Here is a 24,653-nt window from a genome sequence, read left to right on the forward strand (position 1 = left end):
AAATCCCTCCCCCGCGCATGGTAAGATAAGACAAAGGAGATGACGGTATGAAAAATGAAATCATTGAACGCTTTACCTCTTACGTAAAAGTCGATACACAGTCTGACGAAAACAATGAAAACTGCCCTTCAACCCCCGGCCAGCTGACATTGGCCAACATGCTGGCAGATGAATTAAAGTCGATCGGCATGACAGAAATCACAGTCGATGACAATGGGTACGTCATGGCGACTCTGCCGGCGAATACGGATAAAGACGTGCCGACTGTCGGTTTTCTGGCTCACGTGGACACCGCGACCGATTTTACCGGAAAAAATGTGAATCCTCAGATTATTGAGAGCTACGACGGACATGATATCGTTTTGAATGACAAACTCAATGTCGTTCTGTCGCCTGAGCAATTCCCGGAGCTCTCCCGCTATAAAGGCCAGACGCTGATCACAACAGACGGCACGACGCTGCTCGGAGCCGACAACAAAGCGGGCATTGCCGAAATCATGACGGCAATGGCGTACTTGATCAAACACCCGGACATCAAACACGGAACGATCCGGGTCGCGTTCACGCCTGATGAAGAAATCGGCAGAGGCCCTCACAAATTCGATGTCGGCCGCTTCAACGCCGCATTCGCCTACACGATAGACGGAGGCCCCCTCGGCGAACTGCAATATGAAAGCTTTAACGCAGCCGCCGCAAAGCTGACTTGTTACGGAAAAAGCGTCCACCCGGGAACGGCGAAAAACAAAATGGTCAACGCTTCAAAAATCGCGATGGAATTTCATCACGCGCTGCCGAAAGAAGAAGCGCCGGAATATACGGAAGGGTATGAAGGCTTCTATCATTTACTTTCCATGAACGGAGACGTTTCTGAAGCCGCCCTGTCGTACATCATCAGAGACTTTGACAGAGACCGCTTTGCAGAACGAAAAGAATATATGCAGAAAACCGCCGATGCGCTGGCGGCCAAATACGGCAAGGAAAGCATCAAGCTTGAACTGCGTGATCAATATTACAACATGAGAGAAAAAATCGAACCGGTCAAAGAGATAGTCGATGTCGCCTATCAAGCCATGAAAAACCTCGACATCGAACCGATTATCGAACCGATCCGGGGCGGAACCGACGGATCACAGCTCTCTTACATGGGACTGCCGACACCGAACATTTTTACGGGCGGCCAAAACTTCCACGGAAAATATGAATACATTTCCGTCGATCATATGGAAAAGGCGGTAAACGTCATTGTTGAAATCGCCAGGCTCTTTGAAGAGCGCGCTTAAAACCAAAGCCCCCTGCTTTGGTTTTTTTCTTTCACATGAAACCTTTCCTTCTTTCTTTCCGTATATAAGGTATGAAATGGAAAGAAGGAGTGAAGACTATGGCAAGAGGGACTGTAGCGAAAGAATTGAAAAAAACCTTAAAAGACCCGCGTGTTCTGGAGACGAAATCAAACCCTTTTAAAAAGCTGCGGAAAATGTTCAAACGATTTTTTTAAGATAACATCTCGTTTTCTTTAAAAAAATAAAGAAAGCGCTGTCATTACGCAGTCATCTGTTAGAAGCAGTTATTTTGCATATTATAAGGTTTTTTAGGGTACTGAATAACACAAGGCAAACGAAAACAACGAAGTGGTTAATTAGACTCTTACAAAAAATAGTGAAAAAGTTATATAAACGATCATCATTCATCAGCCGATACAATCTATAGAACCACAACAAGAGCAAATTTTCTTCAACCCATAGTCATTTTTACGGAAAATGACGTTATTTTTTAAAAAAGTGACAATTGTTTGAATACTTTTCGTTTGTTTTTTCGTACAATAATAATACCAAAACTTTTTTTGGGAGGTATGTAAAATGATGCTACTTATTTTTGCTGCTTTGACAGGGTATCTTGTTTTCTCTTTCAGTAAGGACAACCGCCGGAAAACGCCAAAGACAAGCCCGCTGGTGACAGCTGCCGACACGAATAACATCATTGATTTAAATGCGATCCGTCAAAAACGCCGGATGCCGCTATCATAAAAACGACAGCTGCCGCAAAATCGGCAGCCTTTTTTTTATGCACCCGGCCGATATGAAACCATCCGCCTCCTTTTTTCGTACAACATAAAAAAGGAGTTTTTTTATGTACCATTTTTATATCAAAGAGCGGATGTTTACGTTTAAGAATCGTTTTCAAGTGTTTCTTGAAAGCGGGAAAGAAGTCTACAATGTTGAAGGAAAGCTGTTTTCATTCGGTGATGAACTGAAGCTGACTGATTTGGACGGCCGCACGCTCGCCAGCGTCAATCAGAAACTGATGTCGCTCGTTCCCCGTTACGAGATTTCCGTCAGCGGCAAACCCGTCTGCCAAGTCATCAAGAAAGTCACGTTATTCAAACCGAAATTTGAAATTTCCGGACTCGGCTGGGATCTTACCGGCGATGTGTGGGGCCGGAATTTTCAAGTGACAGACGGAAAATCAAACCGGATGACCGTCACCAAATCATGGATGAGCTGGGGCGATTCCTATCATTTGCAGATTGAAAAGGAAGAGGATATCGTTCTTTGTCTCGCGATCGCCATCGTGATAGATATGATTCTATTTGAGGGTGACAAATAAAAATATTTATCGAAATATATTGACAATATAAGATAATATACTAAGATTAAGAGTATTACAGTTTATTCTGAAAAATAGCATATTTCCTTATCAAGAGAGGTGGAGGGACTGGCCCTATGATACCCGGCAACCGCTGTTCAGCAGAATGGTGCTAAATCCTGAAGATAAGGTTGAGATTTGCGGACGCAAGCTCTTCCCTATCCGAGGGAAGAGCTTTTTATATTTCATCAGGAAAGAAGGAATCGTTCATGTCACAGCAAAACACAGAACAACCATTGCATACGCTTCTAAGAAAAAACCCGCCGTTTCGCGCGGATCAGGTCGGAAGCCTGCTGCGGCCGGCGGCTGTGAAGCAAGCCCGCCTGCAAAGAGCGGCGGGTGAGATTTCGGCAGAACAGCTGCGCGAAATCGAAAACAGAGAAATCATCCGCAGTGTGGAAAAGCAGAAAGAAACCGGCCTCAATGTCGTGACTGACGGCGAATTCCGCCGTGCCTGGTGGCATTTTGATTTTCTCGAAAACTTAGACGGCGTCGAAGCATTTACGCCTGAAAGCGGCATTCAGTTTCACAACGTACAGACGAAAGCGCGCGGCATTAAAGTAACGGGAGATATTGATTTTTCTCAGCATCCGATGCTCGAAGATTATAAATTCCTGCACAGCATTGCCGGCGATGCTGTTCCGAAAATGACCATCCCAAGTCCGAATATGCTGTTTTTCCGCGGAAAATTGGAAAAAGCGTCCTACCAGAATGATTACAAACAATTTCAGCACGATGTGTCAAAGGCGTATAAAAAAGCGATTCAAGCTTTCTATGACGCCGGGTGCCGCTACCTTCAGCTCGATGACACCGCATGGGCCGTTTTCTTATCGGAAGCGGGGCTTCGTCAGATTGAAGCTTTCGGAACAACGCCGGATGAGCTGCGCAAGCTGTTTGCCGCTTCCATTAATGACGCCATCGAGGACCGCCCTGACGATCTGAAGGTTACGATGCATATCTGCCGCGGCAACTTCCAATCCACATGGACGGCTGAAGGCGGCTATGATGCAGCGGCTGAAACGATTTTTGACGGGCTTGATCTTGACGGATTGTTCCTGGAATATGATGATTCCCGCTCCGGCGGCTTTGAACCGCTCCGCTATGTCAAACGCTCTGATCTTCAGCTTGTGCTTGGATTGATTACGTCGAAACATGGCGAGCTCGAAGACAAGGACGCGATTAAACGCCGCATTGAAGAAGCTTCACAATATGTCAGCCTGAATCAGCTTTGCCTCAGCCCGCAATGCGGATTCGCCTCCACTGAGGAAGGAAACCTGATCACAGAAGAACAGCAATGGGCGAAACTGCGCCATGTCGTCAACATTGCCGGTGAAGTCTGGAAATAAAAAAAGACACGCGTTTAGCGTGTCTTTTCCGTTTTACAGCGGAACGGTTCCGATTAAAATATCGATATCTATCGTGACAGCAGCCTCTTTCCGGCTGATAAACCGCCGGATGCTGTCATCATTACATTTCCATGTTAAGGGCGTCATTTTCACAAGCCGCTCGAGGTCAGGCTGCGATAAGGTCTTCGTGTAACACAGCGGTTTGCGCTCAAAGGTTTGAAAGCCCGCTTGGAATCGTCCGGCCGCAGAATCGGCGGTGTCATTCCGCCGAGGACTGTCTCCGAAGAAGAATTCCCTTACTTCCTTCAAATAATCACGCCGCGGCACCGCTTTAATGACTGTGCCGCCCTTTTTTAAAAGCCTGCTGCATTCCTTGTAATTCCAAGGTGATAAAACGGACATTACGACATCAAAACAGCTGTCGGCAAACGGCGCATCCGCCACATCAGCGACGGCAAACACCATATGATTCCCGAAGGCCTTTGCGGCGTGCAGCACACCTTCTTTCGAGAGATCAATGCCGATTCCCGTCACGGAAAAAGCGGGCTGAAGCAATTTGCATACGGCGGCTAAATGAGAGCCTTCTCCGCACCCCGCATCCAATATCGCCGCCGGTTTATGCGGAGATTGCTTACGGCTGATGACGGCGGCGATCTCCTTTTGAACCGGCCCAAAAAATTCCCGGCTGTCAAAAAGCTCGCGTCTCGCTTCGAACAGCTGCCTGTCATAGCGGGTTTTGACCGATTTATTGAGGAAATTCACATATCCTTGTTTTGATATATCAAATGTATGCCCCTGTCCGCAAATCAAGCTTTTGTATTGTGAGACCGCCATGGCCGACCGGCATAGCGGACACCTGAACACGGACTGGCATGATTGCAGTAATTCCGCGCGTTTTCTTTTTATAGACGTCAAAAAAAACACCTCATTCATTCGTTATTCCGATGAAATGAAAAAGGCATAGACAAATAAACCTCGCCAAATTGGAAGGTTTAACCTATTTATCTATACCTCTCATTATCTGTAACGAATGAATTGGATGATCACGAAAATGCCCCCTTTTCTGCCGTCTTTTGAAGGCTGTGCCCTCAGATCCATTTTATCAGCTGCATCCCGTCTTTACAATGAACCGGAACGGTTTTGGGGGTATTTTAAACCTTTATTATCCAATTACTTATAGACATCCTTTATTTTCTTTATTTATAATATAAATTTATTATTTTGAAAATATCTAAAAAGGTTGATTTTCAAAAATTGAAACGATAAAATACTGCTATCTCATGTAATATCGTTATTCTTGTATATGATCAGTAATATGGTCTGATTGTTTCTACCTAGTGCCGTAAAAGACTAGACTACAAGAAAGTTTGCATAAATTTGAACGAGTGAAAAGCATATGACGCTGTCTATTCTTTTCTTTTGGCTCTTATTTATCACACTTTCTGGCTTTCAGGAATTTGTGACGAATAAGAGCTTTTTTTATTTCCATAATACCCTTATAGGAGTTGCTCACATGTACTTTTTATTGAACATTGTCGGTCTCATTGTTGTCATGGCTGTTGTTTTCTTATGCTCTCCCAACAAGAAGAAGATTAAATGGCGTCCGATTGTCATGCTCCTCGTCTTTGAGTTTCTGATTACTTGGTTTATGTTAGGGACAAAAATCGGCGGCTTTGTCATCGGGAAGATCGGCGCGTTCTTTACATGGCTGATTTCCTGCGCCAGTCAAGGGATTGCGTTCGCTTTTCCGTCTGTTATGGCGAACCCGACGGTTGATTTTTTCTTCAGCGCATTGCTGCCGATTATCTTCGTCGTGACCTTCTTTGATATGCTGTCGTATTTCGGTATTCTGCCGTGGCTCATTGATAAAATCGGCTGGCTGATTTCTAAAATATCCCGTCTGCCGAAGCTGGAGAGCTTTTTCTCCATCCAGATGATGTTTTTAGGAAATACGGAAGCTTTAGCCGTCATCCGCCAGCAGCTTGCCGCCGTCAGCAACAATCGGCTTTTGACATTCGGGCTGATGAGCATGAGCAGCATCAGCGGCTCGATCATCGGATCGTACTTGACGATGGTTCCGTCCACTTATGTGTTTACAGCCATCCCGCTGAATTGCTTAAACGCGCTTTTAATCGCCAATATGCTGAATCCCGTGGACGTTTCTAAAGAGGATGATATTATTTACGTTCCTTCAAAAGCGGAGAAAAAAGACTTCTTCTCCACGATTTCTAACAGTATGCTTGTCGGCATGAACATGGTCATTGTCATTTTAGCGATGGTAATCGGCTATGTGGCGTTAACGGCCGCGTTAAACGGCGTACTCGGACTGTTCGTGCACGGTTTGACCATTCAAAAGATTTTCTCATACATCTTCAGTCCGTTTGCCTTCCTTCTCGGATTAGGCGGACATGACGCGATGTATGTCGCACAGCTGATGGGCATCAAGCTCGCGACGAATGAATTTGTGGCAATGGCCGATCTGAAAGGGCAGCTGAAATCACTTCCGCCGCACACGATTGCCGTGGCTACGACATTCCTGACATCATTCGCAAACTTCAGCACCATCGGTATGATCTACGGATCTTATCAATCTCTGCTTGATGGTGAAAAATCAGCCATCATCGGAAAAAACGTCTGGAAGCTGCTTGTCAGCGGAATTGCCGTTTCCCTATTGAGCGCGGCGATTGTCGGATTGTTTGTCTGGTAAAAGAAAAAAAGCGATACCGCTCCGTTTTGGAGTGATATCGCTTTTTTTTATTGATAGACGGATGCAGGTACGAAAACGTCCCGGATTCCTGCCGCGTACGGTCCGAGATCATATTGTCCGAACACAATGGCAATGCCGTTTTTCGTAAAGAAGAAAGGTCTTTCGTTATTCAGGATGATCTCTTGTTTTTTGACGTCCTGGTCAAACAGATCGTCATGTTTCTTGATGTAGCCGTAAAGATAGTCTCTCGTCTTGTTAGCTTTCGTTTTTGTATTCAGCACATTATCGAGTGTGACCCGTTTTTTTGCGGCCAAGTCGTAATTAAAGGTCTGAACGGATGTCAGCCCGTGTGCGCCGCCTGTGTAACTGTAGTCTTCCGTCTGAATGCTGAGCTTGCCGTCTTGATTATACTTCACCTTGAAATCTGCCTGGTATTCCGCTTTGTAGCCTTGTTTTTCACCGTCTTTTTTGTTTTTCACATATTCTTGATACGATTGTTCAATATAACGTTTGAAGTCCTGATTGATTTTCTTTTCAAAAGATGCGTTTCCCGTATTTGTGACCTCGGGGTATGTCAGCTGTTTTACATGCTTATACGTATGGCTTTTGACAACGGGCTTTGCGGTTTGCGCGGCCTCGGCTGAAGGCGCGAAACCTCCGAACGGCGCGGCTGTCAGCACGGTTAAGAGCACAGCCGCCATCATTTTGAATGCCTTTTTCATCACAACTCCTCCTTTTCATTACCGTTCCCTTTTTGAAAACGGATTACACTCTATAGACAGCGCAGATCAGCAAATTGTTTCTGGGCCTTCTTTCACATTTTCTCCATGAAAAAAAGAGACATGGAAAATCCACGCCTCTTTTACCGTGAAGGTCTTTGCGCAATGGCTTCATAAACGGCTTCCGCCAAATCGGAGTTGCCGAACATCTCCAAAACGCCGATAACGGTTTGATCAGGAATCGGTTCTGATTCCTCCTTCGGCACGACAAGTTCTTCAGCCGTTTTTCGCAGCTCTTCGTTTAAAGGCTGTCCGGGGTAAGCCTTGCTGTAAATGGCCATCGGATCAAGGTCATGATTGACGCACCATTGGGCAAACACCAAAATCATCATGTTTTCGTCACGCCGGTAATATTCTTCGAGTTGTTTTTCGGTAAACGGCTTCACTATCAATCGCTCCTCCAGAAAATCTACCCCTAAGATACACAAACACAGGGCGGAAGTAAACCAAAGAGGGTGAAACATATTATTTCATCAACCCGCTTGCTTTAAATAGCGCATGCCCTGACTCTCTAAACCTGTTGTCTGAATGTCCCGGACAGCGGAAGATACGGATTTGTACGGAAGCAATTTTCGTTTTCTCCCAATATTCTTTCACAAGAAAAAAGCGCCCCTCTCATCAAAGGCGCTTTTTCATTCTTATACGTTTCTGTCCCAATGCCGATGCTCAGCCACGGCTTTCAGAAATTGTTCATGGTTTCCGTCCGGAACAAGACCGGGGCCGCTTTCGGTTCCGGCGGCGAGGGCGAGAAGTTCTTTTCCTTCACCGGAGGCGCCGATCGCTTTGTAATGGCTGAAAGCTTCGTTGACGAAGTCTCTGGCCGATTTTTGGGCTTTGAGGCTGTCTGTGCTTTGTTTTCCGCCCGGAATGAAAACAGCGTCGTACAGGACGGAATCCACTGTCAGGAAAGTGGCTGACGCTTCGAGCTCCGTACCGTTTTCTCCCTTGACGGTTCCCAGCGCGGGGCTGATGATATCGGCTCTGACTCCCGCCTGTTTGCATGCGTCAAGCACTTGTTTGACTTTCTCATCAGAAAACCCGTGGTCGGTTAAAACCGCAACCTGCCTTGTCGCTGCCGTCTTCACCGTGTTTTCCTGGCTTAAGGCAGGGGAAGTGAACGTTTCATCAGATTCACGGTCCTTCGGCGGCGGGTTCACGCCGATTCCTTTCGCAACACGCTCGGCAAGCCCGGCGTCGACATGACTGAAGACATCAACCACCTGCTGCTGCACATCCTTGCTGTTCACTTTTCCGACCTCAAAACAGAACGCGGAGATGATATGTTCTTTTTCGGCGGGAGACATGCTGTTCCAGAACATCTTGGCCTGAGAAAAATAGTCATTGAAGCTCTCACTGCGCTGGCGGATTTTTCTGCCTTCTACTTTTTCCTGGTAATGAACGTATCCGCCTTCTTCTTCTGAGGCCGGCGACGGATCATTGTTCTGCAGAGAATTTTTATGATAGGCGACAGGGCCCTTATTAATCGTCATCCGGTGGTAGCCGTCGTATTGGTTGTTATGGAACGGGCAGACCGGCCGGTTGATCGGAATCTCGTGAAAATTCGGCCCGCCAAGACGGATGAGCTGTGTATCTGTATAAGAGAAAAGCCGTCCCTGCAGGAGCGGATCATTGGTGAAATCAATGCCCGGCACGACATTTCCCGGATGAAAGGCGACCTGTTCCGTTTCCGCAAAGACATTGTCCTGATTGCGGTCGAGGGTCATTTTTCCGATCAGCTTGACGGGAACCAACTCCTCCGGCCACAGCTTCGTCGGATCAAGGATATCGAAATCAAATTTAAATTCATCTTCTTCGTCAATCATCTGAACACCGAGCTCATACTCGACTTTGCCGCCGTTTTCAATCGTTTCCCACAGATCGCGGCGGTTGAAATCGGGATCTTTCCCGGCAATTTTCTGCGCTTCATCCCATACGAGGGAATGAACGCCGAGCACGGGTTTCCAGTGGAATTTGACAAAGCGCGCTTTTCCTTTCTCGTTGACGAAACGGAACGTATGCACACCGAAGCCCTCCATCATCCGATAGCTTCGCGGGATGCCGCGGTCAGACATCGTCCACATGACCATGTGCGCGGATTCAGGATTGTTTGCGACAAAATCCCAGAACGTATCATGAGCCGTCGCAGCCTGCGGCATTTCATTGTGCGGTTCCGGTTTTATGGCGTGAACGAGATCCGGGAATTTAATCGCGTCCTGAATGAAGAACACCGGAATATTGTTTCCGACGAGGTCATAGTTCCCTTCTTCAGTATAAAACTTCGTCGCAAATCCCCTGGCGTCACGGACGGTGTCGGCTGACCCCTTGGAGCCCGCCACTGTTGAGAAACGGACGAAAACAGGTGTTTTGACAGACGGGTCCTGCAAAAATTTCGCCCGTGTATATTCCGTCATCGGTTCGTACACCTGAAAATGCCCATGAACGCCGTACCCGCGCGCATGAACGACCCGTTCCGGAATCCGCTCGTGGTCAAAGTGCGTCATTTTTTCACGAAAATGAAAATCCTCCATCAGCGTGGGGCCGCGGACGCCCGCTTTTAAAGAATGTTCATCCTCAGACACGCGAAGCCCCTGATTGGTCGTCATTTTTTTGCCGCTGTTATCAGACCGGTACTGCTCCAGCTGTTCGTCCTTTGAGTGTTCATTTACTCGTTTGTTTTGATCATCACTCATGTCAGTTCCCCCTTTTAAAACGAAACATTCTACAGCACATTTACCCGCGGCGTTCTTCATATAAACTGCTGATCCGCTCATTAGGATTTTAGGTCTGTATTTACATATGCGGTCATACACATTTTGAAATAAGCCATTTTCACAGAAATAAATTGTGAAAGCGCTTACCAAAATAGCTGTTGAACAGGGGAGGTCATATCGTGCTTGCCATACTCGGTTTTGTGATGATGATTGTCTTTATGTATCTTATTATGTCTAATCGGCTTTCCGCTCTTATTGCTTTGATTGTCGTTCCTGTTGTGTTTGCCCTGATCAGCGGATTTGGCAAAGATCTCGGCGAGATGATGATTCAAGGCGTTACAGACCTCGCTCCTACCGGGATTATGCTGTTATTCGCCATCCTGTATTTCGGCATTATGATTGACTCAGGTCTGTTTGATCCCCTCATTGCCAAAATCCTATCGCTTGTCAAAGGGGATCCGTTAAAAATCGCCATCGGCACAGCAGTTCTGACGATGACCATTTCGCTGGACGGACATGGGACAACAACGTATATGATTACGATTGCGGCAATGCTGCCCCTTTACAAACGGCTCGGCATGAACCGTTTGGTGCTGGCGGGGATTGCGATGCTCGGTTCGGGCGTCATGAATATTATTCCGTGGGGCGGGCCGACGGCGAGGGTTTTGGCTTCCTTGAAATTGGACACGTCGGAAGTCTTTACGCCGCTGATTCCCGCTATGATTGCCGGCGTTCTCTGGGTGATCGCCGTTGCTTATCTCCTCGGAAAAAAAGAACGGAAGCGGCTCGGTGTCATTTCAATTGAACACGCGCCGTCTTCTGAGCCGGGGGCGGCGCCGCTGAAGCGTCCCGCTCTCCAGTGGTTCAACCTGCTGCTGACTGTTGCTCTGATGGCCGCGCTGATCACCAGCCTGCTTCCCATCCCTGTTCTTTTTATGATCGCGTTCGCCATCGCCTTGATGATCAACTATCCAAATGTCAAAGAGCAGCAGAAACGGATTTCAGCGCATGCGGGTAATGCGTTAAACGTTGTCTCAATGGTGTTTGCGGCAGGCATATTCACAGGCATTCTCTCCGGCACAAAAATGGTGGATGCGATGGCGCATTCTCTCGTTTCCCTCATCCCTGATGCCATGGGCCCGCACCTGCCGTTGATCACTGCGATTGCCAGCATGCCTTTCACCTTTTTCATGTCAAATGACGCCTTTTACTTCGGTGTGCTTCCCATCATCGCCGAAGCCGCTTCCGCTTACGGAATAGACGCCGCTGAAATCGGAAGAGCCTCCTTGCTGGGCCAGCCGGTGCATCTGCTCAGCCCGCTTGTGCCATCCACCTATCTATTGGTCGGAATGGCGGGCGTCAGCTTTGGCGATCATCAAAAATTCACCATCAAATGGGCCGTGGGGACAACGATTGTGATGACGATTGCGGCGCTTTTGATTGGGATTATTTCGTTTTAATTAAAAAAGGATTTCCGCCAGCGGAAATCCTTTTCTGTACATTATTTTTTTGTATAGCGCACCCAGTCATAATGAGCGTATAGCGGATTTACACCATTGTAGGAACCGAGCCAGTCATCGACACCTATCCCATTCCACAAGTTCATCATGATCTTTCCCGGGTTTGTCGGGATTTGGCTTGTCGCAGTATGTTTTAATTGCCCATCGACATACCATTTAATAGAGTTTGGCTGCCAATCGAACGCATACGTATGATAGGCATTGGTCGCGTCAAATCCGAGATCCGCAACCTTCTCATGGTTTCCCGCGCCATTTGTATAATAGTTAAATTGAACCTTTGTCGTGTCTTTTCCTAAAAATTCGATATCAATCTCATCCCAAGGAGTGCCATCCGTTGGACCTGTATAAGTGAAGAACGATGAAACGATCCCCGTGTTTTTAGCCGGTTTCATTCTGACTTCATAAAGTCCATAGCCATAGGTTTGAACGGAGCGGTTCTCCCCGCAGTCAAACTTGTTATAAGACGGGCTTGTCAGCGCCAAACGCATTTCACCTGATGACGTCATTGATACATTATTTGCACGCCACGTGCAGTTGAACATATCTCCATTGGAATAACCATTTGCTTTTTGCCATAAGCCGGAGTTATAGCTGTTAAAAGGTTCAAAAAACGATCCGCCTGTTTGAGCTGATGCAGTAGAAGTGATCGCACACAAACTCAAAAACAATCCAGTGACAAGAAGCAGCAGCACTCGTTTCATACAATAAAACATGTCGGCATTCCCCTTTCTTTGAAAACGATTTCTTTATCGATCATACATGATTCTGTTAAAAGGGGACATCGGTCAGAATAATGATAATAATGAATCTTAAAAAAACCTAAATTACCATCAGCACAAACAGAAATGATCAGCGCTCATTGTAATTTAGGTTTTGCCTGCTTATTAGTAACAATCCTAACAAGATCATATGTGAATGAAGAAAAAAATGCCAACGCTTTCATTATGCTTATTTGACTACCCTTTCTATGTGAATCGTTAAATACAGCAGCTCGTCACTGGTGAGCTTGTGTTCATACGTCCTCTCAATGCATGTTTGGATTTTCTTCGTGCATTCATACGCCCGATGGTACTTTTCTTTCACTGTCTCCAGCAAAAAGTCGTCCTGGCTTTCCATATGTGTGCCGTTAAAAAGACGCTGCGCGAAAAACTTTAAGTGGGTGACAAACCGATAATAGTGAAGTGATTCCTCGTTGAAGTCAATCTTAAAATGGTATTTTACGATTCTCAAAATCTCTTGCATGACTTTTGTAATGTTGATGATATTGGGCATCTCTTCATTCAGCTCGGCATTGACAATATGCAGCGCAATAAAGCCTGCTTCATCCTCCGGCAGAGACACGCCAGTCTTGTTTTTTACCATGGCCAACGCTTGTTTGCCGATTGCAAATTCGTCTTTGTACAGCCGTTTCGTTTCCCACAGTAAGGCATTTTTGATATCCAGCCCTTTCTTATTGCGCTGGATCGCAAAGTTAATATGGTCGGTCAGCGACACATAGATGCTGTCATTGAGCTTTTTGCCGAGCTGTAATTTCGCATAGCTGATAATCTCTTCGGATACTTCCATACATTCGATCGGGATATCATACAAAAGGGTTTTGAACTTTTCGGATACATCTTTGTTATCGAGCGTGAACACTTTCTCAATGCGGGCTTCATCTACCGTGTCTCCCGTTTTCTTTTGAAAAGCAATGCCCCGGCCCATGATGACCAATTCCTGGTTGCCTTCTTTGAGCACACTGACGACATTATTATTAATGACTTTCGCAATCTTCAATTCTGTCTCCCTCCCGCCTGACCATTTACCTGCTACACCTTGATTGTACATCCTTTTTGAACTAGGTCAATATCTCCATGTCAATCAGAAAACGCCGTTCAGAAGTCTTTGTCCAACGATGCGGATGAGGCGCATATAATGCAGAGAACCGGTTTTTGGGAAGGAGCGTGTGTGATGAAACGGTTTTCGAAAGAAGAAAGCAGCTGGATGCTGTATGATTGGGCCAATTCAGCTTATTCGGTCATTATTATGACGGCGGTGTTCCCCTTGTTTTTTAAAGCCGCGGCAGCGGAAAACGGTGTCAGCGCGGCTGATTCTACCGCTTATTTGGGCTATACGATTGCCGCCGCGACTTTTATTTTGGCGATGCTCGGCCCCGTCTTAGGTACGATTGCCGACTACAAAGGATGCAAGAAACGGTTTTTTGCCTTCTTTCTTCTGATCGGTGTGGCGGGCACCGCCGCGCTGGCTTTGATTCCCGGCGAATCTTGGATGCTGTTATTAATTTGTTATACGATTTCCACGATCGGCTTTGCCGGGTCTAATGTGTTTTATGATGCGTTTCTCGTTGATGTGGCCGCAAAGGAGCGGATGAATATGGTGTCCTCCAGGGGATTTGGACTGGGCTATATCGGCAGCACGATCCCTTTTCTCCTCAGCATTGCCGTCATTCTTTCAGCACAAGCGGAGGTGATTCCGCTGTCCGCCCAGGCTGCCGGCCGCATTGCCTTTTTGATTACGGCGGCATGGTGGGGGCTGTTTTCGATCCCGCTCCTACTCCGCGTCCGCCAGCGCTATTATATCGAGAGAGAGCCGCGGCTTGTACTCAGCAGTTTTATACGGCTGGCCGGAACGCTGAAGCAGATCAGGAAGCACCGGGCGCTGTTTTTGTTTCTGCTCGCCTATTTCTTCTACATCGACGGTGTCGGCACCATCATTACGATGTCCACGTCATACGGGGCTGACCTCGGCATCAGCGCGGCAAATCTGCTGATTGTTTTATTTGTCACACAGGTCGTCGCCGCGCCTTTTTCGATTTTGTACGGACGGCTGGCCGAACGGTTTAAAGGAAAAACGATGCTTTATGCCGGAATCGGCGTGTATATGATTGTCTGCACGTATGCTTATTTTATGGATTCCGCTTTTGATTTCTGGGTTTTGGCTATGCTTGTCGCCACTTCCCAAGGAGGTATTCAGGCGCTGAGCCGCTCTTACTTTGCCAAGCTTCTCCCCAAACAGAACGCCAATGAGTTTTTCGGCTTTTATAATATTTTCGGCAAGTTCGCTTCGATTATCGGCCCGCTTTTGATTGCCGTCACCGCCCAGCTGACCGGAAATTCGTCAGCCGCCGTGTTCAGCCTGATCATTTTGTTTGTAATCGGGATTGGCATCCTTGCGTTCGTCCCCGAGGAGACGACGTAAAAAAAGCCTGCACGCGGCAGGCTTTCTTTTTTATTTCTTGGCTTTATGGACTTTCAGTTTTTTGCCTTTGACCGTCGTATTTTTCATGATGTCAAGAACGTGCGGGCCTTTGCCGTTCAGAATTTCGACGTACGATGCGTTGTCCAGAATCGTGATAATCCCGATATCATCAGCTGAAACGCCGTCGATTTTCGCAATTGTTCCGACAAAATCGACCGCTCTGAGTTTTTTCTTTTTCCCGCCGTTAAAGTACAGCTTCATGATGTCTTTGTTTAACTGTTCGCTTTTGTCTGTTTTGACATCGGGGCGGGCGTTCAGTTTTTCCGCAAAAGCCGCTTTCCGTTCCGCTGTTTCTTTCTCGGACGGCGCCTCCCGCTTCTGGATGCGGAAACCGATATATGTCTCAATGTCATTCAGAAACCGCGATTCAGACGGTGTCACAAACGTGACGGCCCGTCCGCGGTGTCCGGCGCGGCCCGTTCTGCCGGTGCGGTGCACATAGCTTTCTTTTTCAAGCGGAATATCATAATTGATGACGAGGCTGATGTTTTCAATATCAATTCCTCTGGCGGCAACGTCGGTCGCAATGAGATAGCGGAACTCGCCGCGCTTGAATTCATTCATGACGTCAAAGCGGTCTTCCTGCACCATTCCGCCGTGAATTTTATCGCAAGGGTAGCCCAGCCTGTCCAGCTCATCGGTTAACTGGATGACTCTTTCTTTTGTCCGGCAGAATATGATGCAGCTGTCCGGGTTTTCGGTGATCAGGACATCACGCAGCAAAGATGTTTTGTCCTCTTCTTCTGTTCTGGTGACAAAATGCTCAATGTCTTTTGTCGTCAGGCCTTCCGCTTTTACTTCAATCAATTCAGGGTCTTTCATATATGTGCGTCTCAGCTTCTCGACGTCATCCGGCAGCGTCGCTGAAAACAGCATGGTGACTCTGTTTTTCGGCAGATGCTGAATGATGGCTTCCACCTGTTCAATAAATCCCATATTCAGCATTTCATCCGCTTCGTCAATCACCACATACGCCAGCCGTTCAAGCGGCAGCGTCCCTTTCTCTATATGATCAAGCACACGCCCCGGCGTTCCGGCAACAACGTGGCTTTTTTGCTTCAGTTCGGTTTTCTGTTTGTCAAAAGAAGCTTTTCCGAAAACCGCCGTGGCTTTTATCCGTTTGAAACGGCCGATATTCGTGATATCTTCTTTAATCTGCGCCGCAAGCTCGCGGGTCGGCGTTAAAATCAGTGCCTGCGGTTTGTTTTCCTCCCATTCCGCAAGCTCACAGATCGGAATGCCGAAAGCCGCGGTTTTGCCGCTGCCCGTCTGCGATTTGACGACGAGGTCTTTTTTTTGCAGCGCGGCGGGGATGACGCGCCGCTGCACTTCAGTCGGCTCGGTATATTGAAGTCCTTCCAACGCTCTTGCGATGTCGGGGCTGATAGAAAAATCTTTAAATTCGCTCATGAATAAACTCCTTCTCTGTCTAACTCCCCTCATTATACGCGAAACGCCGCCGCTTTACCCTGACGTTTTGCCGGGCCATTCGGAGGACTGCTTTTTCTTCATGTCAAGCACGACCCATTTGGCGCAATAAAAGCTCATGCTTCCTTCCACGTCATCGACATAATAGCGTATCGATTCCCAGCCGCCGTCGACCGGGCTGATATCCAGACGGATGTCGGTGATGCTTTCAAGATCATCCAGACGGGCAGAGCACACACCTTCAAACCGCAGCACAGCATCATACTGTCCATCAGTCAGCTTCAGCTCAAATACCGGGATTTTATCATAATACTCGTTATACCCGGTAGAGAACGTAAACTCCGTCAATTCAAAACAACCCGGCGAATCCGGCCTCAGCAGAACTGCTTTCTCATGTTTGTGCCACTCCATTTTGTGCCTCCTTTTTTTCAGCTGAATCGGCATGTCTGACTCAAATGAATTTTTCTTACAAACCCTTATGAATTTCTTTATAAGTCTGCACCCAATCTTTTAATTCTTCAATCGTATGCAGATACGAATCAGGCGAATCTTTCAGATCAAACCCGCTCAAATACACGAGCATCTCCCAAACGTTTTCATCCTCAACCTCCGGATCATCTGCAGCCACGTACTCGCATGCCCAATCCGACACTTCTTCCCTCGCCGCTTGACCGTTCAGGATCAGATTAGCCTTCTTCAGACATTCTGCTCTTGTGGGTTCTTTCACGTTAGAAGCCTGCCTTTCATTTCTTGTTTAAAATGCTGACTAACAGCCTCCTGGCCCGTTCGTGCCGCCCGATTTCCCGGCTGAGCTCCGGATAATCTGTTAAAGCGTTTTTCAGCTGCACATATTGCGGATAAAGCTCAAAAAAGAATTTATATAACGCTTTACGCTGCCGCGCAGGCATTTGTTTATTCGCCAAAACAAAATCTAAGCTGCCGCAGATAAGCGCAAAATACTCATAAAAATCCCCAGCGCAGGCGGTACCCTCAAAGTCTTCTTCAAATCTTCCTGCATCTGAAGGCAGCGGACCCTCTAATTCTTTTTTGTGTAATTTCAAGCTTCTGATGACGTCATTATTTAAAGAATATCTGTTGGATCTTAACATCTCATTTAGCCGCTTTCCCATTACTGATATCCCGCTTATAAATCCCTGAATTCGAGACCGCGTAAATGGCATTGCTAGTCAGCTTCAGCTGATGCCCGGAAAGCTCATCGCCATCCGCATCACAGCACGTTATCTCTTGCATCGGCAGACTGACATCAGCCGGAATGAGAGACAGTGAATGATCATCTTTGCATATCCAAAACCCGTCATCTGAAATCGCTAGCTGGTCGTAAACCCCGGAATATGTTTTATCAGAAATAATCCAAACTCGTTTCACGTCGGTTTCATCAAACGCAGCAATGACTGTATAAGCGTAATACAGCATGTAGATCAGTCCGTCTTTTTCTGCAAGTGCATAGCAGTCATCTACAACGGGCGCATATATTTCTGAAAGCTGCTGATCAATGTGAGTTTCCTTTAATTGTCCGTCTAAAGTGAAGCACAGCACACTTTGACCATCAGGATTTTCATCGCTATAAATGCCTTCATCACTTAAACCGATCCAAAGGTTTTGTTTTTCGTCCAAAAGACTGCATGAAACCCCTGAAGGCAGAGAAAATGCACTTTGTTCTGTTCCATCTGCTGAAAATACCTTCACTTTATGCTCATGCGATTCAAAGAAAATCAGCACATACCTGTCAGCCGAACTCTGTTGAAACAGCATAATATCCTCACACGGAATTTGTTCATCAATATGAATCACTCGGGTATCGCCGGATTCATCCGTGATTGTAAACGAGAGACCGCCATTCTGATGCCGTCCAAGATACTGACGTCCGCAGTTGTCAAAGTGACAAAAACATCCTTTTACTGATTCATCGTGTATCTTGTTCATTTTTATTTTCATGTAATTGCCCCTTGCTATTTATAATGCGCGGCGAGCTTTTTTTGAAATTCATCCGGAACGATCTGATCCGGGAATACAACTGATATCCAGTCTAAAACATGATCATCTAACGGCCTCCATGATTCTAACGTTTTTCCCGCAATCTCCTGATCAATGCCTAAAATACAAATTTCAAATTCTCTCTCTCCGTAAATCGCCCACTTGAAAGTCGGTGAAGCCCATACGACGCGGGATGCAATATTCATTATGCAGTCATTTTTACTGTGCTTTGGATAATCAGTTAAGATTGAAAGATATTCATCTTCGGTTATATTTAAAGGAATCTTTAACCAGTCAAAATAGCCGAATTCCACGTGAAACCGATTCATATCATCAGGTTGTTCCAGAACAGCCATTAAGATAAATTCATCGTGATGATGATGCGCCAAACTTTTGAGCATCATCCAGCCTTCTTCAGACAAGACCCAGTGGAATTCCTCGAATAGATAATAATGTTTTTGTTGTTTAAATACTTGTTCGGGCAACGTTTTGTCTTCATGAAATAAGGAATATATCTGGGATTGAAAGACTGCCGATTCCTTTGTGTCCTTTATAAAAAAGGGGTGCATCTTGTACCTCTCTTCGGCGGTTTATACGCAAGCTCACAGCCGTATTCTGTGTGAAATAAACAGATAGCAAATAGGAAGGACGGCTCAACTACAATAAAGCTGTTAGAAAGCTGCCGGCCTTCAAAATCAATAAAATTCATGAGACAGTGCAGATGATTTGCACAATCCTTCAGCGCACATTTGATAGCGCCGACTTCATCACTATACGGATGAAACAGATAAACGAAATCATTCTTCCGTTCAATCCCCACATCCGCAATGGTCTCTAAAATAAGCGATACAGCTGCTTCCCTGCCGCTTATATCAACTTCACGCACTGCACTTTGGAAAGAGTTCGATAATACATTCTCTAATATCTTCCTGCTTTGTTCTGCCTCGGCAAATTGATAAACAAACCCTGATTCTTCACAAGATGTTAACCCGGCACAAACACGTTTCATTAAAAGATTCCTCTTATTTTCTTCAAGCTTGTCAATTAACTTTTTTCTCATAGCTGGGTACTTCCTTAGAGGATATTTTCATGCTGCACAGAAGTATCAAAACTTTACCAAATATAAATCGTTACCATTAAAGATAAAAATGCGGTTCTGAACGGCTCTGTACGCTGTTTCTTCTTTTCTATCAATACCATGTATCATGACGTCAGCCTCTGATAACCCTTTGCTCTCTTCATGAAATGCAAATACGTTATCCTCATGATTCTGTATCAGCAACACTCTATTTTTCGAAACGGACAGCTGGTCACAATAGGAGTATTGATCTCCGTTTAGCACATATTCTGCAACAGTACGAATTCTGTCCCGTCCAATCTGATAATGCCCGATGACACAGCAATCCTCTCCCTCGAAACATACATACAAATCAGATTTGATCGATTGTACGGCATAGCATTCGTGCATCATTTCTTTAAAATCATCCTCAAAATAAAACGTTCTGTCTTCTGCATGAAAAGCAAATATCGCTTTCCCTTGAGGGTTTCTCTCATCATACATACCCTCGTCCGTTAATCCGATCCATAATAATCCATCCTCACCCAGATGAAATACATTGGCGCTTAATAGAAAAGAACAAATCGGATTGATTTTATTACTGTTTACGCAGTATGCGGCCAATTGACACGTATGATTTTCCAGGTAAACGATCACGATTGTGTCATTATACGAATCAATCAGATAGAAATGGGCATCTTCAGAAAAGCCGCATAACTCTTTTTTGATTAAAAGAGAGCTTCCTTTCATAACCTCTAATATTATTTTGTGATCATGCACAGACACAATAAATAACTGATCATCCCTGCCCACATTGAAATAAATGATATTTTCCCTTTCATATGAACCAACCCGCTCCGCAGTAAGTTCTAACATCAGCAACACTCCGTTGATTAAGACTTTGGAATTTATATCAAATTAATCAATGATATATAAATCTGCTGCATCGTATTCAAACCAAATGATTTTTTCATTATACTCAGTGTTTACATCAACTTTTAGAGTGTTCAGGTTCATGTAGGACTTATTTTTGGAAGGGTTTGCTATTATAACAACAAAGTCATTGATTGATGCTAAAAAATATAATTCATCCAATAAGTGATCTGCCATCAATTCTTCTTTGGTCAGGACACATTCAATATGAATTAGCTTTTTCGATACAGAATCATATTTATTATTTTCTTTTCAACCCTCTTCTTCCATTCTTCAGTAAAAGAAGGGGATGCCATTACTTCTATAAGAGCTGTTTCGAATTGTAAGTCATTCATTAATTGAGAAAAAGTATCTTTACTCACTAGATCACACGAATATATTGAGTTGTATTTCAGTAGATTAATCACATCCAGATTCCCTATAGCCCCCAATGATTCTTTTTGTAAATGTAAAGGACTGCTCATATTACCTCCGAGAACGGTTTTTGTTATGTAAGAAAAGAGAGGCTGAGAACCTCTCTTATTTGTTTATTTATGACTTCGAACGATACGTATAAAATGATTGGTCGTCAAAGCGAACGGTTTCAGCTTCTATAGCAATTAGCATTCTGTTCATGTCAATGAGAAAGTTAGCATTTGATTGATACTCCGGAATTACAGAATTTGATAGATTTCCGATTCCTTCCGGATGATAACTCATCTCAAATACTTGCCAATTGTATTCTTCGGGATCTATTTTTTCTAATCTCATATCGCCAATATCTGCGCTAAAATAAACAGATGCTACATTTTGAAATAATATTTTATGTGTATATTCACTTTCTTTTTCAAAAACCTTAATATCAAGTGAAAGTTCTTTTTTAAACACATTAAAATCAAAATGAAGGACAGCGCACCCCTCATCTATATAATCAACCCAATCAATTATTGTTTTGTACATTGTTTATCTCCCTAAGGACGTTTTGGAGGATTTTTTGTGTCTTTGAGATCTGATTTTAAAGTCTTCAGGAAAAATTCTAGCTTTTCTTCATTACAGTTCAATTTATAGAAAGTTGTATTTGAATGATTTTCCACAAATCTAATTATAAATCTGTAATATTCGTTTTCTTTATCAATACTCAAAATAAAAAATGGTTCAATTGTTTCTAAACGTATCCTATCTTGATTCCCTGCTAATAATGCTTCAATCCCTGATATCAGCATTTTATATTCACTTTCTAATAAAGCGGCGGAGTAATCGCGAGCGATTACTTTATTATGTTCTAACAGTTCAAACATTGTTGAGATAAAAGGATCATCCTCCGCCTCTTGATACCTTCTCGGTGTTATGTCAAGTTCCAGACAATCATCTCTAATTTTAGCCATGCTGCCTCCTCGTTTTGGGTGAAAAGAGAGGCTGAGAACCTCTCTTACATTAATAGACTAGGATTCATTTAACATTTCAATCATTTCTGCCGCTTCTAAGTACAATTCATTTATCTTGTTTTGAATTTCTTTTGCGATTTCTTCATCACTTTCTAGATCTGATAAATATCCAGCTTTACCTGAAAACAACTTTTTTTCACAAACCCATATATCTAAGTGGTCTACACAATAGCCGTCTTCATTATCGTGAAAGTCGGTGCCGTCCAAATAAGCTGCAGAAAAAAATATCAATGAATTATAGGTACTCTCAAAACAATCTGAGGGCCGTACTTCTTTTCCTATTTCTTTTTCGTGTCCGACTCTTCCAAAAGCAGCTTCAATTTTCAAACCCATTTTTCTAAACTTTTCTTGATTGTTTCTTATTTTATTTAATGCTATTCGTTCAAATTGTTTTTCTATTTGTAAGATCTCTTTCTGTGTAATAGAATTCAGGTTGATTTTTTTCATATTACACCTCGTTCAGAACTCAGAACATTTACTACTGTCAGTATCTGTACAAGCGAATGTAAGAAATCTGTCTTTTACAATTCATACTTTATGATTTCCTCCATTGTCATCCCTTCAAAATATTTATAAAGAATAGATTCTACAGATGAATGTCCAAATATACCCAATGGGTTAGTGATGTTCTTGCCTGTTTTCTCATCTGCCTCTGCTAATTCATCTTCTGATGCAAATGAATCGCCTTCACTTATGAGATATTTACCGTCTTCATATAAAACAAATTTTAGTTGAGAATTACTGTTTTTCTCTATTATCTCTTGAGGCATCTTGGATATTACTGTCCAATCCCCTTGAAGAAAACCTGTATACCCGGTATTTGCCGCAAATATTTTCTTATTTTCTTCTTTCATTAGACGAATAACTTCTTCTCAGAGTATTTTCAGTAAAAATATTATAGTACTGAATAAGAATGTCATCGTCTTTATTTTTTGATAGATCACCTTCAATAACCCAAGCATAAGTATACTTCCCGATCTTATCCAAAGGTATTTAATAACAGCTCCCGGTACTACTTTAGCTATTGATTTCGCTTTCCTGGTCGTTGCCTTTATTTCTACTATTCGCTTATCAACTAACTCCGTGAAAGAAGAATCTCCATTTGTATTCATAACGGTAACTAAAGTTGCTAAGAATTCTTCTAATATCGGTTCTCTATCCAGATCCCTCTTATATCGTTCACAAAATTTTTCTACCGCATCAAAACATATATCTAAGCCTTCATCACTCAATAACACTTTCTTGTTTTTATATTCTTCTTCCCAATAACCCAATAGAACGGCCTTCTTTCTTTTCTATTTCATACCGCTCATATCCTGAATAATATCGTGTTTGAATTCTGTAAGCGCAGAGGTTAAAAAAGGGTTCCTTCATCAACTCACTCTATATCGTAATCCTCCCACTCCCTCCAGTTGTTATTTACTTCACCTAGATCAACTGAACCTGCGCCTTTTTCAAGATATTGCGCAAATGATTGAAAAGAAATTAATTGGCTTGGATCTGTTAGGTAATCAGGATATTCCCAATCCTCTGTTTCGAACACTCCTTCTGCTTCGCTTTTTAGATCCAGTATATTTAATAGTTTGTTTGGCTTTATCCAAAGCGCCTCTCTAAAAGAAGCATCCTCAAACAAATTCCTGAAATAAGTTTTCCAAGCCCTTTCTTTTGTACTCTTTTGGAATTCATTTCTTTGGTGAATATTTACGCAATAACGAGACTCTTTAATTTCAATTTCCACTACTTCGCTTAATTGTTGAAAATCACTTTCACGATATGTTATTTTCTCACCTGCTTCAGTCTTTAAGGCGAAGTCATCAATTATTATCGATTTGTAGTTGTCTGAAAAACAGTTACTATAGGTATGAATAGCCAGAAAAGGTCCTTTAGAATCTACTTCGAAGCAATGAATTGCCAGTAACCAATTGTCATCATTTAATCTTAATAAGGTACATTTACTCCCAACATAATTAGATTCACGCCATTCAAAAATTGGTCGGTTTAATTCACTAAATTCATCATCTAATAGGCTAAGAATTTCTTTACTTTTAATCAAAATTCATTCTCCTTATTAAATTATTTTTATATTTTATCTTCCACATAATAATTTATTTAATATATAACGGATTATTTCCAATTACTGCATGTCTATAATATCTTCAAAAGTATTGAACAGAATCTGTGTGTGCCCATTTTGGCCACTCTGTGTTACCATCAGCATGTTTTTGAATATATGCTATCTCTTGACGGGAAATTGCTTCGGCAATTGATTGAAAGAAAGGAGACAAACTAGGCAAATCTTTTTCTCCTTCTGGATGCATCCATAATTCTGTTGAATACAATTGTTCATACTCCGAAGAGAGACCCGCTATTTCCAGTTGTTCTTGTTTCGTCAGCCAAAGTGTGTCAAGAAATAATCTATTTTTGGTCATATGCCTCAAACATGTAATCCATTCATTCTTTGGGGAAATCTTATCTTTTATTTCCTGCTCAATAAAAAATTGAAATGTTTTCTCTCTAAGAGACACATTGATTTGTTTACTTGTAAAACCCGATTCTACATCTTCCAATTCCAGAAAATTTCCTTTTTCATCTGCAAATAAAAACGGTTCATCATCTAAAAAACTTACTTCATTATTTGTTAATTGATTACCTACCGCATAAAAATCAATAGCTGGTCCCAATCTCGACAATCCAAACAGCTGAAACGTTAAAAGCCAGTTATCTCTTTCAATAAAAATCGAAAGCTTCCCTTTTGCGAAGTCAAAATTCTCATTATCAAGAAACGGAAACTCTTCCTTATTGAATGAATCGTTAAGCAATGCGAGAATGGCTTCTTTTTTTCCACCCAACAG

General features: G+C 43.8%; 29 protein-coding genes and 2 riboswitches. Of the genes, 7 read left to right on the forward strand and 22 right to left on the reverse strand.

Annotation, left to right across the window (positions count from 1 at the left end; translation table 11 throughout):
- Positions 1–47: 47 nt before the first annotated feature.
- The 4 genes from pepT (at position 48) to U2H13_RS19130 (ending at position 3,989) form a co-directional block, all read left to right on the forward strand.
- Entirely contained in the window at positions 48–1,280 is a 1,233-nt protein-coding gene (gene pepT, locus U2H13_RS19115; protein WP_014419238.1) for a peptidase T, read from the forward strand.
- Between the two features lie 576 nt (positions 1,281–1,856).
- On the forward strand, positions 1,857–2,024 hold the full coding sequence (locus U2H13_RS19120; protein ID WP_003150808.1) for a hypothetical protein: 168 nt from the start codon (positions 1,857–1,859) through the stop codon (positions 2,022–2,024).
- A 103-nt stretch (positions 2,025–2,127) separates the two neighbouring features.
- Positions 2,128–2,604, forward strand: coding sequence for an LURP-one-related/scramblase family protein (locus U2H13_RS19125; protein ID WP_022553977.1), 477 nt, complete (start codon positions 2,128–2,130; stop codon positions 2,602–2,604).
- Between the two features lie 84 nt (positions 2,605–2,688).
- Positions 2,689–2,775: riboswitch (SAM riboswitch) on the forward strand.
- A gap of 77 nt (positions 2,776–2,852) precedes the next feature.
- Complete coding sequence (locus U2H13_RS19130) at positions 2,853–3,989, forward strand: 5-methyltetrahydropteroyltriglutamate--homocysteine S-methyltransferase (RefSeq protein WP_103527220.1); 1,137 nt, start codon at positions 2,853–2,855, stop codon at positions 3,987–3,989.
- Between the two features lie 33 nt (positions 3,990–4,022).
- Here U2H13_RS19130 and U2H13_RS19135 read toward each other — a convergent pair whose 3' ends face one another.
- Complete coding sequence (locus U2H13_RS19135; protein WP_202735179.1) at positions 4,023–4,904, reverse strand: methyltransferase domain-containing protein; 882 nt, start codon at positions 4,902–4,904, stop codon at positions 4,023–4,025.
- A gap of 362 nt (positions 4,905–5,266) precedes the next feature.
- A riboswitch (purine riboswitch) is annotated at positions 5,267–5,367 on the forward strand.
- A 135-nt stretch (positions 5,368–5,502) separates the two neighbouring features.
- Here U2H13_RS19135 and U2H13_RS19140 point away from each other — a divergent pair.
- On the forward strand, positions 5,503–6,696 hold the full coding sequence (locus tag U2H13_RS19140; RefSeq protein ID WP_167408881.1) for a NupC/NupG family nucleoside CNT transporter: 1,194 nt from the start codon (positions 5,503–5,505) through the stop codon (positions 6,694–6,696).
- 47 nt (positions 6,697–6,743) lie between these two features.
- Here the strand turns inward: U2H13_RS19140 and U2H13_RS19145 are convergent, their stop codons facing one another.
- The 3 genes from U2H13_RS19145 to U2H13_RS19155 all read right to left on the reverse strand — a co-directional run bounded on the left by U2H13_RS19145 (position 6,744) and on the right by U2H13_RS19155 (position 10,165).
- On the reverse strand, positions 6,744–7,418 hold the full coding sequence (locus U2H13_RS19145) for a DUF3298 and DUF4163 domain-containing protein (protein WP_121984278.1): 675 nt from the start codon (positions 7,416–7,418) through the stop codon (positions 6,744–6,746).
- Positions 7,419–7,558: 140 nt separating this feature from the next.
- On the reverse strand, positions 7,559–7,807 hold the full coding sequence (locus U2H13_RS19150) for a hypothetical protein (RefSeq protein ID WP_046341506.1): 249 nt from the start codon (positions 7,805–7,807) through the stop codon (positions 7,559–7,561).
- Between the two features lie 306 nt (positions 7,808–8,113).
- Positions 8,114–10,165 carry a catalase gene (locus tag U2H13_RS19155; RefSeq protein WP_103526494.1) on the reverse strand — a complete coding sequence of 684 codons (2,052 nt, stop codon included), beginning with the start codon at positions 10,163–10,165 and terminating at the stop codon, positions 8,114–8,116.
- Between the two features lie 200 nt (positions 10,166–10,365).
- On the opposite strand from U2H13_RS19155, the gene citH reads away from it, so the two are divergent.
- On the forward strand, positions 10,366–11,646 hold the full coding sequence (citH, locus tag U2H13_RS19160; RefSeq protein WP_376700591.1) for a citrate transporter CitH: 1,281 nt from the start codon (positions 10,366–10,368) through the stop codon (positions 11,644–11,646).
- A 41-nt stretch (positions 11,647–11,687) separates the two neighbouring features.
- Here citH and U2H13_RS19165 read toward each other — a convergent pair whose 3' ends face one another.
- Positions 11,688–12,419 carry a glycoside hydrolase family 16 protein gene (locus tag U2H13_RS19165; RefSeq protein ID WP_021494705.1) on the reverse strand — a complete coding sequence of 244 codons (732 nt, stop codon included), beginning with the start codon at positions 12,417–12,419 and terminating at the stop codon, positions 11,688–11,690.
- A gap of 235 nt (positions 12,420–12,654) precedes the next feature.
- Positions 12,655–13,482, reverse strand: coding sequence for a BglG family transcription antiterminator LicT (gene licT / locus U2H13_RS19170; protein WP_376700592.1), 828 nt, complete (start codon positions 13,480–13,482; stop codon positions 12,655–12,657).
- A gap of 171 nt (positions 13,483–13,653) precedes the next feature.
- Here licT and U2H13_RS19175 point away from each other — a divergent pair, with 171 nt between their 5' ends.
- The gene (locus tag U2H13_RS19175) at positions 13,654–14,904 is read left to right on the forward strand and encodes an MFS transporter (RefSeq protein ID WP_376700816.1); all 1,251 of its coding nucleotides are present in this window, start codon (positions 13,654–13,656) and stop codon (positions 14,902–14,904) included.
- Positions 14,905–14,934: 30 nt separating this feature from the next.
- Here U2H13_RS19175 and U2H13_RS19180 read toward each other — a convergent pair whose 3' ends face one another.
- The 16 genes from U2H13_RS19180 to U2H13_RS19255 all read right to left on the reverse strand — a co-directional run bounded on the left by U2H13_RS19180 (position 14,935) and on the right by U2H13_RS19255 (position 24,650).
- The gene (locus tag U2H13_RS19180) at positions 14,935–16,374 is read right to left on the reverse strand and encodes a DEAD/DEAH box helicase (protein ID WP_376700593.1); all 1,440 of its coding nucleotides are present in this window, start codon (positions 16,372–16,374) and stop codon (positions 14,935–14,937) included.
- A gap of 54 nt (positions 16,375–16,428) precedes the next feature.
- Positions 16,429–16,803, reverse strand: coding sequence for a hypothetical protein (locus tag U2H13_RS19185; RefSeq protein ID WP_128497011.1), 375 nt, complete (start codon positions 16,801–16,803; stop codon positions 16,429–16,431).
- 55 nt (positions 16,804–16,858) lie between these two features.
- Positions 16,859–17,119 carry a hypothetical protein gene (locus U2H13_RS19190; RefSeq protein WP_021494701.1) on the reverse strand — a complete coding sequence of 87 codons (261 nt, stop codon included), beginning with the start codon at positions 17,117–17,119 and terminating at the stop codon, positions 16,859–16,861.
- Between the two features lie 16 nt (positions 17,120–17,135).
- Positions 17,136–17,501 (reverse strand): YxiJ family protein, encoded by a 366-nt coding sequence (locus U2H13_RS19195; protein WP_376700594.1) that lies wholly within the window; start codon positions 17,499–17,501, stop codon positions 17,136–17,138.
- A gap of 1 nt (position 17,502) precedes the next feature.
- Positions 17,503–18,348 (reverse strand): DNA-binding protein, encoded by an 846-nt coding sequence (locus U2H13_RS19200; RefSeq protein ID WP_021494699.1) that lies wholly within the window; start codon positions 18,346–18,348, stop codon positions 17,503–17,505.
- 14 nt (positions 18,349–18,362) lie between these two features.
- Positions 18,363–18,956, reverse strand: coding sequence for a hypothetical protein (locus tag U2H13_RS19205; protein WP_021494698.1), 594 nt, complete (start codon positions 18,954–18,956; stop codon positions 18,363–18,365).
- A complete protein-coding gene (locus tag U2H13_RS19210) occupies positions 18,938–19,447 on the reverse strand; it encodes a hypothetical protein (RefSeq protein WP_021494697.1) in 510 nt (169 codons plus the stop codon). Before U2H13_RS19210 ends, U2H13_RS19205 begins: the two co-directional genes overlap by 19 nt.
- 45 nt (positions 19,448–19,492) lie before the next feature.
- The gene (locus tag U2H13_RS19215; protein WP_021494696.1) at positions 19,493–20,320 is read right to left on the reverse strand and encodes a hypothetical protein; all 828 of its coding nucleotides are present in this window, start codon (positions 20,318–20,320) and stop codon (positions 19,493–19,495) included.
- A gap of 269 nt (positions 20,321–20,589) precedes the next feature.
- The gene (locus tag U2H13_RS19220; protein ID WP_223204390.1) at positions 20,590–20,841 is read right to left on the reverse strand and encodes a hypothetical protein; all 252 of its coding nucleotides are present in this window, start codon (positions 20,839–20,841) and stop codon (positions 20,590–20,592) included.
- A gap of 67 nt (positions 20,842–20,908) precedes the next feature.
- Complete coding sequence (locus U2H13_RS19225) at positions 20,909–21,316, reverse strand: hypothetical protein (RefSeq protein WP_021494695.1); 408 nt, start codon at positions 21,314–21,316, stop codon at positions 20,909–20,911.
- 11 nt (positions 21,317–21,327) lie between these two features.
- The gene (locus U2H13_RS19230; RefSeq protein ID WP_376700595.1) at positions 21,328–21,741 is read right to left on the reverse strand and encodes a hypothetical protein; all 414 of its coding nucleotides are present in this window, start codon (positions 21,739–21,741) and stop codon (positions 21,328–21,330) included.
- Positions 21,742–21,798: 57 nt separating this feature from the next.
- A complete protein-coding gene (locus U2H13_RS19235) occupies positions 21,799–22,248 on the reverse strand; it encodes a hypothetical protein (RefSeq protein ID WP_017418575.1) in 450 nt (149 codons plus the stop codon).
- A gap of 74 nt (positions 22,249–22,322) precedes the next feature.
- Complete coding sequence (locus U2H13_RS19240; protein WP_017418574.1) at positions 22,323–22,655, reverse strand: hypothetical protein; 333 nt, start codon at positions 22,653–22,655, stop codon at positions 22,323–22,325.
- 18 nt (positions 22,656–22,673) lie between these two features.
- Positions 22,674–23,075 carry a hypothetical protein gene (locus U2H13_RS19245; RefSeq protein ID WP_017418573.1) on the reverse strand — a complete coding sequence of 134 codons (402 nt, stop codon included), beginning with the start codon at positions 23,073–23,075 and terminating at the stop codon, positions 22,674–22,676.
- Between the two features lie 104 nt (positions 23,076–23,179).
- Entirely contained in the window at positions 23,180–23,854 is a 675-nt protein-coding gene (locus U2H13_RS19250) for a DUF7003 family protein (protein WP_017418572.1), read from the reverse strand.
- Positions 23,855–23,957: 103 nt separating this feature from the next.
- Positions 23,958–24,650, reverse strand: a complete 693-nt coding sequence (locus U2H13_RS19255; RefSeq protein WP_021494694.1) for a DUF7003 family protein — start codon at positions 24,648–24,650, stop codon at positions 23,958–23,960.
- Positions 24,651–24,653 lie beyond the last annotated feature (3 nt).

It is taken from the genome of Bacillus sp. A1, assembly GCF_042296235.1.
In the GTDB taxonomy this organism is placed as follows: domain Bacteria; phylum Bacillota; class Bacilli; order Bacillales; family Bacillaceae; genus Bacillus; species Bacillus velezensis.